This window comes from Lentzea cavernae (assembly GCF_014653695.1).
In the GTDB taxonomy this organism is placed as follows: domain Bacteria; phylum Actinomycetota; class Actinomycetes; order Mycobacteriales; family Pseudonocardiaceae; genus Lentzea; species Lentzea cavernae.
Window position 1 is genome coordinate 273,855 of sequence record NZ_BNAR01000009.1, and the last position, 13,066, is coordinate 286,920.

Annotated in this window: 13 protein-coding genes; 5 read left to right on the forward strand and 8 right to left on the reverse strand. The window is 69.7% G+C overall.

Annotated elements, in window-relative coordinates:
* Positions 1-200: 200 nt before the first annotated feature.
* The 3 genes from IE307_RS28500 to IE307_RS28510 all read right to left on the reverse strand — a co-directional run bounded on the left by IE307_RS28500 (position 201) and on the right by IE307_RS28510 (position 2,898).
* Positions 201-1,448 carry an MFS transporter gene (locus IE307_RS28500; protein ID WP_191302440.1) on the reverse strand — a complete coding sequence of 416 codons (1,248 nt, stop codon included), beginning with the start codon at positions 1,446-1,448 and terminating at the stop codon, positions 201-203.
* Between the two features lie 329 nt (positions 1,449-1,777).
* Positions 1,778-2,452: a Crp/Fnr family transcriptional regulator gene (locus tag IE307_RS28505; protein ID WP_030477589.1), complete on the reverse strand. Its 675-nt coding sequence runs from the start codon at positions 2,450-2,452 to the stop codon at positions 1,778-1,780.
* Between the two features lie 206 nt (positions 2,453-2,658).
* On the reverse strand, positions 2,659-2,898 hold the full coding sequence (locus tag IE307_RS28510; protein WP_030477588.1) for a hypothetical protein: 240 nt from the start codon (positions 2,896-2,898) through the stop codon (positions 2,659-2,661).
* A 136-nt stretch (positions 2,899-3,034) separates the two neighbouring features.
* Between IE307_RS28510 and nth the strand changes: the two genes are divergently transcribed.
* Genes nth through IE307_RS28530 form a run of 4 tightly spaced genes read left to right on the forward strand, consistent with a single transcriptional unit; the run spans position 3,035 to position 6,162 of the window.
* Positions 3,035-3,742 (forward strand): endonuclease III, encoded by a 708-nt coding sequence (gene nth / locus IE307_RS28515; protein WP_229905165.1) that lies wholly within the window; start codon positions 3,035-3,037, stop codon positions 3,740-3,742.
* Positions 3,739-4,302 carry a TlpA family protein disulfide reductase gene (locus IE307_RS28520; RefSeq protein WP_191302442.1) on the forward strand — a complete coding sequence of 188 codons (564 nt, stop codon included), beginning with the start codon at positions 3,739-3,741 and terminating at the stop codon, positions 4,300-4,302. The genes nth and IE307_RS28520 overlap by 4 nt, the downstream gene beginning before the upstream one ends.
* Positions 4,299-4,958: an NUDIX hydrolase gene (locus IE307_RS28525; RefSeq protein WP_191302443.1), complete on the forward strand. Its 660-nt coding sequence runs from the start codon at positions 4,299-4,301 to the stop codon at positions 4,956-4,958. The genes IE307_RS28520 and IE307_RS28525 overlap by 4 nt, the downstream gene beginning before the upstream one ends.
* A gap of 16 nt (positions 4,959-4,974) precedes the next feature.
* Positions 4,975-6,162 carry a MarP family serine protease gene (locus tag IE307_RS28530; protein WP_191302444.1) on the forward strand — a complete coding sequence of 396 codons (1,188 nt, stop codon included), beginning with the start codon at positions 4,975-4,977 and terminating at the stop codon, positions 6,160-6,162.
* On the opposite strand, the gene IE307_RS28535 is transcribed toward IE307_RS28530, so the two are convergent.
* The gene (locus IE307_RS28535; RefSeq protein ID WP_191302445.1) at positions 6,080-6,850 is read right to left on the reverse strand and encodes a TetR/AcrR family transcriptional regulator C-terminal domain-containing protein; all 771 of its coding nucleotides are present in this window, start codon (positions 6,848-6,850) and stop codon (positions 6,080-6,082) included. The genes IE307_RS28530 and IE307_RS28535 overlap by 83 nt on opposite strands.
* 69 nt (positions 6,851-6,919) lie before the next feature.
* Between IE307_RS28535 and IE307_RS28540 the strand changes: the two genes are divergently transcribed.
* The gene (locus IE307_RS28540; RefSeq protein WP_191302446.1) at positions 6,920-8,404 is read left to right on the forward strand and encodes an FAD-dependent oxidoreductase; all 1,485 of its coding nucleotides are present in this window, start codon (positions 6,920-6,922) and stop codon (positions 8,402-8,404) included.
* Here the strand turns inward: IE307_RS28540 and IE307_RS28545 are convergent.
* The 4 genes from IE307_RS28545 to acs form a co-directional block, all read right to left on the reverse strand.
* Positions 8,376-9,293: an alpha/beta fold hydrolase gene (locus IE307_RS28545; RefSeq protein WP_229905167.1), complete on the reverse strand. Its 918-nt coding sequence runs from the start codon at positions 9,291-9,293 to the stop codon at positions 8,376-8,378. The genes IE307_RS28540 and IE307_RS28545 overlap by 29 nt on opposite strands.
* Positions 9,290-9,745, reverse strand: a complete 456-nt coding sequence (locus tag IE307_RS46980) for a phage holin family protein (protein ID WP_229905137.1) — start codon at positions 9,743-9,745, stop codon at positions 9,290-9,292. The genes IE307_RS28545 and IE307_RS46980 overlap by 4 nt, the downstream gene beginning before the upstream one ends.
* Positions 9,742-10,899: a Na+/H+ antiporter NhaA gene (gene nhaA, locus IE307_RS28550; protein ID WP_191302448.1), complete on the reverse strand. Its 1,158-nt coding sequence runs from the start codon at positions 10,897-10,899 to the stop codon at positions 9,742-9,744. The genes IE307_RS46980 and nhaA overlap by 4 nt, the downstream gene beginning before the upstream one ends.
* Positions 10,900-11,026: 127 nt before the next feature.
* Positions 11,027-13,009: an acetate--CoA ligase gene (acs, locus tag IE307_RS28555; RefSeq protein ID WP_191302449.1), complete on the reverse strand. Its 1,983-nt coding sequence runs from the start codon at positions 13,007-13,009 to the stop codon at positions 11,027-11,029.
* Positions 13,010-13,066 lie beyond the last annotated feature (57 nt).

Here is a 13,066-nt window from a genome sequence, read left to right on the forward strand (position 1 = left end):
CAACGCAAAAGGCCGGCCCAATCAGGGTCGGACTTTTGTTGTCAGCGCGGCGGCGAGTTCCGTTCCGGAACGCGCGGGCACCTCAGCAAGCGCATCGCGGCGCCGAACTCACCTACCTCGTCGTGCCGATGCGCTCGGTGGCCTGACCCCGGACAACGCAAAAGGCCGGCCCTCAAGCAGGGCCGGCCTTCCGCAGTCCATCAACGCGAAGCGAGTTCCATCTCCGAACGCGCCGGCACCTCGGCAGGCACCCCGCGCTCCACCGTCCCGTGCAGCAGCCACACGGCCAGCGCGATCAACAGCCCGGCCACACCGGCCGCGACGAACGCCGGCCGCGTGCCGAAGTGCTCGATCAGCTGGCCGGACAGGCCCTGGCCGATGGCGAGGCCGACGGTCACCGAGGTGATCACCCAGCCGAACGCCTCCGCGGCCATGCCGTTCGGCGTGACCTGCTCGATCGCCGCGGAGTGCGCGGTCGACTGCGGTGTGATCAGCGTGCCTACCAGGAACAGCGCGACGCCCAGGCCGACCAGCGTGGCCGGGACGGCCAGCAGGAACGACAGCAGTGCGAAGCCGCCCAGCAGCACCGGCAGGCGCAGGTGCATCGGGCGCGGCCACGGGCGCATGCCGTAGAGGACGCCGAAGATCACCGAGCTGATCGACCACAGCGAGAGCATCAGGCCGCCCATCGAGGCGTGGCCCGCGGCCTTCGCGAACGCCGGCACGGCCACCTCGACGAAGCCGATCGTCACACCGAAGCCCAGTGCGGCCAGCGCCACCGTGCGCATGCCGGGGTAGGCGAACGCGCCGAGCAGCGGGCGCGGGGCCTGTTCGACCGGGCCCCAGGCGCGCACGACGGGGTTGAACGCGAACCAGAGCGCGCCGACGACCATCAGCACGGCGCCGACGACGACACCGGTGCCCGCCCACGGCGCGGCCAGCAGCAGGCCGGCGAGGCCCGGTCCGAGGATGAAGAAGACCTCCATGCTGATCGCCTCGTAGGCGTAGCCCGCCATCCGCGTCGGGCCGGCCGGCACCATCCGCTCCCACAGCGCACGCGAGGCCGAGCCCACCATCGGCTCGGTCGCGCCGACGCCGAGGGCCAGCGGGACGAGGGCGAACACCGGGGCGCCCGCCTCGACGGCGATCACGGAGGCGGTGACGAAGAGGGCGAACAGCCCGGTCACGAAGAGCAGGGGCCGGGTGGGGCCGAAGCGGTCCATGAGTCGGCCCTGGACCACCGAGCCGAGTGCCACGCCCACCAGTGCCGCCGCCGAGACCATGCCGGCCACCGCGAACGATCCCGTCTCGCGCTCCACGTAGAGCAGCAACGAGAGCCCGACCATCGCGATGGGCAGGCGGGCGAGCAGAGACGCGACCACGGGGCCGCGCATGCCGGGGGTCGTCAGGGCAGCACGGTAGTCGGACAGACGAGCGGAGTGGGACATGTGTACCAGTATGCCAAAGTTGGTACGGAGGTACCAGATCGGGTGCGCGGAGTCACGATGGTTGCGATCGGGTCACGAGAATGCGATGACCGGGTGAAACATGCAACGAATCGGCAACACCCGAGGTCCTTGAGGGTGAAAGGGCTTGAGCGGTCGGGGTGCCGACGTGCGAAAGTTGACTCGTCGATCGAGACCAACCTCTGGCCTGAGGGTCGGGGCCTGCGCGCCGGAGGGATGGGAAGCACGGTTCGTCGGGGGATGGGCCGTGCAGCACAAAGGACCGGTGCGCCACGTCGGGGGTGGCGCCCGGTCCTTTGTGTTCGAAGTGCTTAGCGGGCGCGGCGCGCGAGGCGCTCCGGGTCCAGGATCAGCACGCTCTTGCCTTCCAGCCGCAGCCAGCCGCGGTGCGCGAAGTCGGCGAGAGCCTTGTTCACGGTCTCGCGGGACGCGCCGACGAACTGGGCGATCTCCTCCTGCGTCAGGTCGTGCGTGACGCGGAGCAGGCCGGCCTCCTGCGAGCCGAAGCGCTGTGCGAGCTGCAGCAACGCCTTGGCGACGCGGCCGGGCACGTCCGTGAAGATCAGGTCGGCCAGCATCGAGTTCGTCCGGCGCAGCCTGCGGGCCAGGGCCCTCAGCAGCTGCTCGGCGATCTCGGGCCGGTTGGTGATCCACTGCCGGAGCGCGGGGCGGTCCATGGACACCGCGCGCACCTCGGTCACCGTCGTCGCGGTCGACGTACGGGGGCCGGGATCGAAAATGGACAGTTCGCCGAACATGTCGGAGGGCCCGAAGATCCCCAACAGGTTCTCGCGGCCGTCCGGCGACTTGCGGCCGATCTTCACCTTGCCGGACTGGATGATGTACAGGCGATCGCCCGGCTCACCCTCCGCGAAGATCACGTGGCCACGCGGGAACTCCACCGTCTCCAGGGTCGTCGCCAGCGCCTCTGCGGCCGCCGGGTCCACCCCCTGGAAGATGCCCGCTCGCGCCAGGGTCTCGTCCACCTCGTCCCTCCTAATCGACGCGACGGCACGCCTACCACCATCTTTGGTGGAGTCAGCGCCGTGCCGCCGATCACTGCGTTGCAGTCTAAGGGCTCTCTTGTGGATCGCCGCTCGGCTCGCCGTCTTACTAGGCAGAACAAGACTGACTCGATCCAGAGCCCAACGAACCAGTCTACGCCATTCGGGTGTCTGTCAGCGCGGGGCCATCACCGGACGCGCTTGCGCGCACCACCGCGGCCACGACGACGGAGGCGGAACATGTCGAGTGCGCGACCGATGCCGTGTCCGTAGAGCGCCTTGACCTCTTCAGGCCTGGCGGACTCCAGGAACTCCTCGACCTCGTTCTCCTGCACGGCAACGTGCCGGAGCTTCGCTTCGACGCGCTCCATGAAGAGCGCGAAGAACATGATCACGATCGGAACGACGATCACAAGCCAGGCAGTCATGATGCTCCGAAGTGTGGCGCATGAGGGATTCGAGTGCGGATCTAGGGGTCGGTTCCGGCGTGTTGACTACTCTGGATCAGTGCCCGCAACCAAGAAACCGGAAACCAAGCTCGGCCTGACCCGAAGGGCCCGCCGGATGGTCCGCGTGCTGGCCGAGGGATACCCCGACGCGCACTGCGAGCTGGACTTCACCACGCCGCTCGAGCTCGTCGTGGCGGTGGTGCTGTCCGCGCAGTGCACCGACAAGAAGGTCAACGAGGTCACCCCCGCCCTCTTCGCCAAGTACCCGACGGCCGCCGACTACGCCGGTGCCGACAGGACCGAGCTCGAGGAGATGATCCGCCCGACCGGCTTCTACCGGAACAAGGCGACCTCCCTGCTGGGACTCGGCGCTGCCCTTGTGGAGCAGTACGACGGTGTCGTCCCCGGCACTCTCGAAGAGCTGGTCAAGCTCCCCGGTGTAGGACGCAAGACGGCCAACGTGGTTCTCGGCAACGCGTTCGATGTGCCCGGCATCACAGTCGACACCCACTTCGGCCGGCTCGTCCGCCGCTGGGGGTGGACCGAGCTGGAGGACGCGGTCAAGGTCGAGCACGCCATCGGCGAGCTGATCGAGAAGCGCGACTGGACCATGGCCTCGCACTGGATCATCTTCCACGGCCGGCGCGTCTGCCACGCCAAAACCCCTGCGTGCGGTGCCTGCCTGCTGATGAACGACTGCCCGTCGTACGGCCTGGGCCCCGAGGACCCGGTCAAGGCGGCCAAGCTCGTCAAGGGCGAGGAGAAGCCCCACCTGATCGAGCTCGCCGAGCGAGTGCGGGCCGGTGAGAAGCTAGGAGCGTGAACAACCGCACGCGCTGGCTCGTCGTGGTGCTCGTCCTCGGCGTGGCGGGTGTCGTGGCGCTGTGGCCCCGTGACGAAGCACCGGCGCCACCGCCCACGCCGTCCCGCCCGACGCAGGACGTGGCCGCGTTGCGCGCGCAGGCCCAGCTCCGGCCGTGCGTGCAGGGAGCGCAAGACGGCGTTGGTGTGACGTGCCTCGGTGACGGCACCCGGACGGCCCTCGCGCTGAAGGGACCGCTCCTGATCAACTTCTGGGCGACCTGGTGCCAGCCGTGCCAGGAGGAGCTGCCCGTGCTGGATTCCTACGCGAAGCAACCAGGCGCCGTGCCGGTCGTCCCAGTTCTTGTGGAGAGCAGGGAGGCGGACGGCCTGGAGCTGCTCGCCCGGCTCGGGGTGCGGCTGCCGTCCGTCCACGACGGGGCCGACGAACTCCGCAAGCGGGTGAAGGCGCCGATGACGCTCCCCGCCACGTATTACGTATCAGCGGACGGTCAGGTCCGGCAGATCACCGATCCGCCGTACTTCACCACTCCGGAACAGGTGGAGAAGGCGGTTCGATGACGGAGGCGGCAGAGCCACCCGACTGGATGCTGCGCCTGGCGAAGGCCACCGAGGAGATCGACGGGCGAACGTTCATGCGGGACCCGCGCACTCCGACGAGGGCCTACCGCAAGGCCGCCGTGCTCATGCTCTTCGGCGAGTCCGAGGAGCACGGGCCGGACGTCCTGTTGCTGCGCCGTTCGGACACGCTCGGCTCGCATCCGGGGCAGGTCGCGTTTCCCGGCGGCGCACAGGACGAAACGGACGACGGGCCGGTGGGGACCGCATTACGCGAGGCTTACGAGGAGACCGGTGTACTTGAGGCAGGAGTGAGACCACTTGCGACGCTGCCGGAGCTCTACGTGCCGGTGTCGGGGTTCGTGGTCACGCCCGTGCTCGCCTACTGGGAACAGCCGAGCCCCGTCGCACCTGTCGACCCGGCGGAGACCGCCGCCGTCGCGCGGGTGCCCGTGGCGCACCTCGCGGATCCGGCGAACAGGTTCCGCGTGCGTCACCCCGCGGGCTACGTCGGAGCGGCCTTCTCCGCGCCGGGCATGCTGGTGTGGGGCTTCACCGCGGGGTTGATCAACGGCCTGATCGCACTCGGCGGCTGGGAACAGCCGTGGGATGCGACCGATGTGCGTGACCTTGAACTAGCGTTGCGCGCTACACAGTGAGGCGGAGGTTTTCGGGTTGAACTGGGTTGACCTGCTCGTGCTGGGCCTTGCCGCGATCGCCGCGGTCTCCGGGGCCAGGCAAGGCATGGTCGTCGCGCTGCCCGCTTTCGTCGGTGTGCTCGTCGGCCTGGTCCTGGGCACGCAGATCGCACCGCTGCTGGTGTCCCAGTTCGAGAACGTCGTCACCAAGGTCGTGTTCGCGGTCGGCATCGTCGTGCTGCTCGTGGCGCTCGGCGAGACCATCGGCGTCTACATCGGCCGCACGATCAAGGCGAGGGTCAACGCGTCGCCGTTGCGGGGCGCGGACAACGCACTCGGCGCGATCGTGCAGGGCTTCGTCGTCTTCATCGTGGCGTGGATGATCGCGCTGCCGCTGACCTCGGTCGTCGGCCTGCCCGACCTCACCTCGTCGCTCAAGCAGTCGGTGATCCTCGGCAAGGTCGACCAGACCATGCCGCAGGCCGCCCGCGTGCTGTCCGGCGACCTGCAGAAGCTCTTCGACGTCTCGGGCTTCCCGCAGGCGATGGACCCGTTCAACCGCACCCCGCTCAAGGACGTCGAGCCGCCGAACACCCAGCTCGCGGACTCCCCGGTCGCGAAACGGCTCCAGGCGAGCGTGCTCAAGGTCCGCGGCCGCGCGCCGTCGTGCTCGCGTGCGCTGGAGGGCACCGGGTTCGTCATCGCGCCCGAGCGGGTCATGACCAACGCGCACGTCGTCGCCGGCACGAACGAGGTGACGGTCGAGGTCGGCCGCGGCCAGTTCGACGCGACGGTCGTCTCCTACGACCCGCGCACGGACATCGCCGTGCTCGCGGTGCCGGACCTGGAGGCCACGCCGCTGCAGTTCCGCAGCGACGAGGTGCAGCCAGGTGAGGACGGCATCGTCCTGGGCTACCCGCTCGACGGTCCGTACAAGTCCTCGCCGGCCCGTGTGCGCGAGCGGATCCCGCTCCTGCGCGGCCCGGACATCTACGACGCCCAGACGGTCACGCGCGACGTCTACACCGTCCGCGCCGAGGTCCGCTCCGGCAACTCCGGCGGCCCGCTGGTCGACCCGAACGGCCGGGTGATGGGCGTGGTCTTCGGCGCCGCGGTCGACGACCCGGAGACGGGCTTCGTGCTCACGGCCCAGCAGGTGCAGTCGATGGTGCAGAAGGCGCCGACGCTGACCCGCCGGGCGTCCACGCAGGGTTGTGCCTCGTAGCGATCCCGTTGAGGACGTAGGTCAGGCCGGTGTCGAACCACGCCGCGGCGTTCGTGTGCTCGGCGTCGAACATGACCCTCGCGAGCCTCGGGAACCGCCCGGTGGCGAGCATCCGCCGCATGTACGGCCCGGACGCGGCCTGCCACTGCTCCTCGGTCAGGCCGCTGGCCTGCTCCTCGCGAGCCTCGGCGACCTCGTTGCGCACCGCGCCGTGGACGAACGCCATCACCGTGCTGACCGCGCCGAGCACGTCGTCGATGGTCGGGAACTCCTGCCTGCCGTCGAGCGTGGCCAAGGTCGCCTCGATGTGCGTCAGCGAGTTCGGGCCCCGGTGCGGCCTGCCGCCGAGCAGGTCGACGAACCACGGGTGCCGCTTGGCCGCCGCGCGCATGCCGTGGGCGATCCGCGTCAGGGCCTCCCGCCAGTCGGCGCCGGGCTCGGGCAGCGTGATCTCGCCGTAGACCTCGTCGACCATCAGGTCGAGCAGCTCGTCCTTGGTCTCGACGTAGCCGTAGAGGCGCATCGGACCGGCCCCCAGTGCGGCGGCGACCTTGCGGAACGACACCTCGTCGAGCCCGCCCCCGTCGGCGAGCCTGATCGCGGCCCCGACGATCAGGTCCCTGTTCAGCGGGGTCGGTGACGGCTTGCTGGGCGGCTCTGGGCGGTCCCACACGGTTTCGTTCGACATCGGTCTGGACAGTACAGCGTCCAACTGCGATACAGTGTATTGAACGATACGGTGTATTGGGAGGTTGGGATGAAGACTTCGGTGCTGGTGGTCGGAGGAGGGCTGGCGGGGACGTCGGCGGCGTTGTTCCTCGCGTGGCGCGGGGTGGACGTGACGTTGGTGGAGAAGCATCCGGGCAGCTCACCGCACCCGCGGGCGATCGGCTTCACGGCGCGGACCGGCGAGATGCTGCGGGCGGTGGGGCTCGAGGCCGGGTTGCCGGCGAGCCGGATGGCGAAGGGCTTCGGCATCCGGCGGGTGCGCTGCGCGAGCCTGGTCGGGGAGCGGTTCGAGGAGACCTTCTGGTCGCCGCCGGGTGAGGTGTCCGAGATCGAGTACTCGCCGTCCACGGGCGTCGGGGTGGCCCAGGACCGGATGGAGCCGCTGCTGCGGGACAAGGCCCGTGAGCTCGGCGCGGACATCCGCATGAGCACCCGGATGCTGGAGTTCGCGCAGGACGACGACGGCGTCACGGCGATCGTCCAGGGCGACGGCGAGCCGTACGAGATCCGCGCCGGCTACCTGGTCGCGGCCGACGGTCACCGCAGCCCGGTCCGCGAACACCTCGGCATCACCCGCAGCGGCCGCGGGTACATGCACACCTCCCGCAGCGTGCTGTTCCGCGCGCCGCTGGACGAGTACCTCAAGGACGGCATCGGTCAGTTCATCGTGGACGGTGTCGGGTTCCTGACGACCTACGGCGACGGCCGCTGGGTCCTCATGCTCGACGACCGCGAGTACGACGAGCCCGAACTGCGGCAGAAGATCCTCCAGGCCATCGGCCGCGACGACCTCCCCGTCGAGATCGTCACGACGGGCCGCTGGACGATCAGCGCCGCGGTGGCCGACCGGTTCTCGCAGGGCCGGGTCTTCCTCGCGGGCGACGCCGCGCACACGTTGCCGCCGAGCCGCGGCGGGTTCGGGGCGAACGTCGGCATCGAGGACGCGCACAACCTCGCCTGGAAGCTCGCCGCCGTGCTGAACGGCGAGTCACGACCGTCCTTGCTGGACACCTACGACGCGGAGCGGCGTCCGGTCGCGACCCTCTGCCACCAGCAGATCTTCGCGCGCAACGACGGCCACAACCGCGACGGCGAGCCGGAGGACGTGCCGCTGATCGACAACAACGCGATGCACTACGGCGTGCTCTACCGCTCGGACGCGGTGCTGGGAGCAGGCCCCGAACTGCCGCCGGCGCAGCTCCCCGAGCAGTGGAACGGCCAGCCGGGCACGCGGGCGCCGCACGTGTGGATCGAGCCCGGCAAGTCCACCTTGGACCTGTTCCAACGCGGCTGGGTGCTCGTTGCCGACCACCCGCAGTGGGAGGAGGCGGCGCAGCAGGCGGGTGTCCGGTACGAACGGATCGAGCGGCTCGACGTCTTCGGGCTGTCCGCCAAGGGCGCGTCGCTGGTGCGGCCCGACGGGTACGTCGCGTGGCGCTCGGCCGACCTGCCGGACGACCCGGCGGCGGCGCTGGAGACCGCCTTCAGCTCGTCTTCTGCAGGAACTCGGTGATCAGCCTGCTCGTGGTGTGGGACGCCTCCTGGTTCGGGAAGTGCCCCACCTCGGGCAGGTAGCGGAACTCCGACTCGGGCCCGAGCCACGGCAGCGAGTCGCGCGCCGCCGACTCCAGCACGATCGGGTCCAGCGAGCCGTGGATCTGCAGCACCGGCACCTGCATCGGCTTGTCGACGGCCTCGGCGAACCGGCGGCCGTCGCTGCGGATCTGCGAGCGCACCGCCCAGCGGTAGTACTCGAGCGAGCTGTGGGCGACGCCCGGCACGGTCATCGCCTGCCGGCAGCGGCGGATGACCTCGTCGAACTCCGGCGCCGACCGCCACTTCGGGCCCGACCACGCGGACAGCAGCTTGGCGACCTGCAGGCCGTTCTCGCCGGTCAGCCAGCGTTCGGGGTGGATCGGCAGCTGGAAGCGCAGCACGTGCGAGTTCGTCCGCGGGTGCCTTCGGAACGCCCGGCGCGTCATCAGGGGGTGCGGTGCGGACAGCACCGAGATCGACGAGACCACGCGAGGGTGCAGGGCGCCGACCGTCCACGCGATGGAGCCGCCCCACGCATGACCCACCAGGTGCGCGCGCTGGGCGCCGAGCGCCTTGACCAGTCCGGCGATGTCACCCGCGAGGGTGAAGCCGTCGTAGCCGCGCGGGGGTTTGTCCGAGTCGCCGTAGCCGCGCAGGTCGACCGCCACCGCGCGGTAGCCGGCCTCGGCCAGCGCGGTCAGCTGGTGCCGCCACGACCACCAGAACTCGGGGAACCCGTGCAGGAGCAGCACGAGAGGGCCCTCGCCGAGCTCGGCGACGTGCAGGCGGATGCCGTTGGCCGAGACGTCGCGGTGAGTCCAGGGACCCGCGACCCGCACCACCGACGGGTCGGGTTTGCGGCTCAGTTGTCGTCGCCCCTGCGCTGGGAGTCGCGGTGGGTGAGGGCCGCGACCGTGTCCTTCGCGGCCGCGATCGACTTCTCGGGCGCCCTGATCTTCTTGACCTTGCGGTAGCCGAGGAAGGCGAACGCGACGGCGGTCAGCAGCATCACGGCGAAGACGAGCCCGAAGCCCGCCCAGTAGCCCCAGCCGAACCACTCGGCGAAGCCGAACCCGAGGGCCATGAACAGGAAGAACAGGCTGAAGCACAGCACGGTCAGCGCGACGATGAAGAAGACGCTGCCCTTGACGCCCTTCTTGATCTCCTTGGTGATCTCGCCCTTGGCGAGCTCGACCTCTGCTCTGACGAGGGTCGACACGTGCGCGGTCGCGTCGCGGACGAGGCCGCCGATCGAGGCCTCGGCGGTGGGGTCGTCTGCGGTCAGCGGAATCGACGCGATGTGCTCCCTGGTGGTCACCCGGACATCGTGCCATGCGCCCGGCCGCGACGAATGAGCAACACCGCGGCGAGCAGCGACGCGATCATCGAGGCGAACAACACAGCGGCCTTCGCGGTCTCCGGGGTTTCGAGTGACAGGTCGGCGATCAGCAGGCTGACGGTGAACCCGACCCCGCCCAGCGTCGCCACCGCCACGATGTCGCGCGGTCCCGCCCCGGAGGGCCACACGGCGGCCTTCATCCACACGGCGAGTGCCGAGGCGCCCACGATCCCGATCACCTTGCCGACGACCAGACCCACCATCACGCCGATCGCGATCTTGTCCGAGAAGAGCTTCCCGAACGCCTCCGCGCCCACCGGCACACCCGCCGCGAACAGCGCGAACATCGGCACCGCCACCCCGGCCGACCACGGCTGCAACCGGTGTTCCAGCCGCACCGCCGGGGCGTCGGCCTCGTACGGGTCGCGCTTCACCCGCGTCAGCAACGCCAGCGCGACGCCCGCGATCGTGGCGTGGACACCCGATTCGTGCATGAACCACCAGGTGGCGAGCGCGATCGGCACGTAGATCCACGGACTGGTGACGCGCTTGTGCTGCAGGAACCAGTACAACGCCAGCAACAACACAACCGCACCCGCCGCGAGCAGGTTGAACTTCGCCGTGAACAGGACCGCGATCACGACGATCGCCCCCAGGTCGTCCACGACGGCCAGCGACAGCAGGAACACCCGCAGGCTCGACGGCAGTCCGGACGCCGTCAGCGCCAGCACCCCCAGCGCGAACGCGATGTCCGTCGCGACGGGGATCGCCCAAGCCTTCTCGATGCCGGGCTGGCCCCAGCCGATCCCGAGCGCGATCAGCGCGGGAACGATCATCCCGCCGATCGCAGCGACGATCGGCAGCACCGCGGCCTTGAAGTTCGACAGCTCACCGACGACGAGTTCGCGCTTGAGCTCGAGGCCGGCGACGAAGAAGAAGACCGCGAGGAGGCCGTCCTTGGCCCAGTCGCCGACGCTCAACGGTCCGAGGTGCAGGTCCCGCAGCCCGAAGTAGGCGGGGGAGAGCGGGGAGTTGGCCCACAGCAACGCGACGGCCGTGGCGCCGAGCAGCACTGTGCCGCCCACGGTTTCCGTGCGCAGATAACGGGCGAAGTCGGCGATCTTGCGAGGCAAAGCGGCTCCGGGGCGGTCGTCGGGTACACGAATACTCGTGCCGACCAGACTTCCCGGCTCACCTGGATGGAATCTTAACGCGAACGGGCGCCCTCAGGTGAGGACGCCCGTCACGTTCGAAGCCAGATCAGTCCTCGGACTTGCCCGACTGCAGACCCGCCGAGATCAGGTCCATGACCGACGAGTCGGCCAGCGTCGTCACGTCGCCGACCGTGCGGTTCTCGGCGACGTCGCGCAGCAGGCGGCGCATGATCTTGCCCGAGCGCGTCTTCGGCAGCTCCGGCACGACCATGATCTGCCGCGGCTTCGCGATCGGGCCGATCTCCTTGGCCACGTGGTCGCGCAGCGCCTTGATCGCCTCCGCGCCACCGGCGTCGGCACCCGCGCCACCGCGCAGGATCACGAACGCCACGATGCCCTGGCCGGTCGTCTCGTCGGACGCGCCGACGACGGCGGCCTCGGCCACGGTCGGGTGCGACACGAGCGCCGACTCGACCTCGGTGGTCGAGATGCGGTGACCGGACACGTTCATCACGTCGTCGACGCGGCCGAGCAGCCAGATGTCGCCGTCGTTGTCGTACTTCGCACCGTCACCGGCGAAGTAGAAGCCCTGGTCCTTGAAGCGCGACCAGTACGTGTCGCGGTAGCGCTCCTCGTCGCCCCAGATGCCGCGCAGCATCGACGGCCACGGCTCGTCGAGCACCAGGTAGCCACCGCCGCCGTGCGGGACCTCGACGCCCTCGTCGTTGACGACCTTCGCGCCGATGCCGGGCAGCGGCCGCTGCGCCGAACCGGGCTTGGTCGAGACGACGCCGGGCAGCGGGGAGATCATGATCGCGCCGGTCTCGGTCTGCCACCACGTGTCGACGATCGGGGCCTTGCCGCCGCCGATGTTCTCGCGGTACCAGATCCACGCCTCGGGGTTGATCGGCTCGCCGACCGAACCCAGCACGCGCAGCGACGACAGGTCGTGCTTGGCCGGGATGTCCGCGCCCCACTTCATGAAGGTGCGGATCAGCGTGGGCGCCGTGTAGTAGATCGAGACGCCGTACTTCTCGACGATGTCCCAGTGCCGGCCCTCGTTCGGGGTGTTCGGCGTGCCTTCGTAGACGACCTGCGTCACGCGGTTCGACAGCGGGCCGTAGACGATGTAGCTGTGGCCGGTGACCCAGCCGATGTCCGCGGTGCACCAGTACACGTCGGTGTCCGGCTTGAGGTCGAACACGTAGTTGTGCGTGTACGACGCCTGCGTGAGGTAGCCGCCGGACGTGTGCAGGATGCCCTTCGGCTTCCCCGTGGTGCCCGAGGTGTAGAGGATGAAGAGCGGGTGCTCCGAGTCGAACGCCTCGGGGGTGTGCTGGTCGGACTGCGAGTCCACCAGCTCGTGCCACCACACGTCCTTGTCGGTCCACGCGACCTCTGTGTCGGTGCGCTTGACGACGATGACCTTCTCCACCGACGGCGCGCCGGCGACGGCCTCGTCGACGGCGGGCTTGAGCGGCGCCGGGTTGCCGCGGCGGTACTGGCCGTCGGTCGTGATCACGAGCCGGGCCTCGGAGTCCTGGATGCGCGTGCGCAGCGCCTCGGCGGAGAAGCCGCCGAACACGACGTTGTGCAACGCGCCGACGCGGGCGCAGGCCAGCATCGCGAAGATCGCCTCGGGGACCATCGGCATGTAGATCGCGACGCGGTCCTCCGCGCCGATCCCCAGCGACGTCAACGCGTTCGCGGCCTTGGAGACCTCGCGCTGCAGCTCGGCGTAGGTGATGGCGCGGCTGTCGCCGGGCTCGCCCTCCCAGTGGATGGCGACCTGCTCGCCGTGGCCCGACTCGACGTGGCGGTCCACGCAGTTGTAGGCCACGTTGAGCTTGCCGCCGACGAACCACTTGGCGAACGGCGCGCCGGACCAGTCGAGCACCTGGTCCCACTTGGTTTCCCAGTGCAGCCGTTCCGCCTGCTTCGCCCAGAACGCCTCGCGGTCGGCCTTCGCCTCCTCGTACAGCGCGGGCTGTGCGTTCGCCTGTGCCGCGAACTCGTCGGAAGGCGGGAACGTCCTGCTCTCCGTGAGCAGGTTGTCCAGAGCGTTGCCCTGGCCTGGCGACTGCGTCATGGTGCGAGACCTCCTGGAAAGTCCAGACCTGTCGTGGATGCGGGTACTGACCGTAGT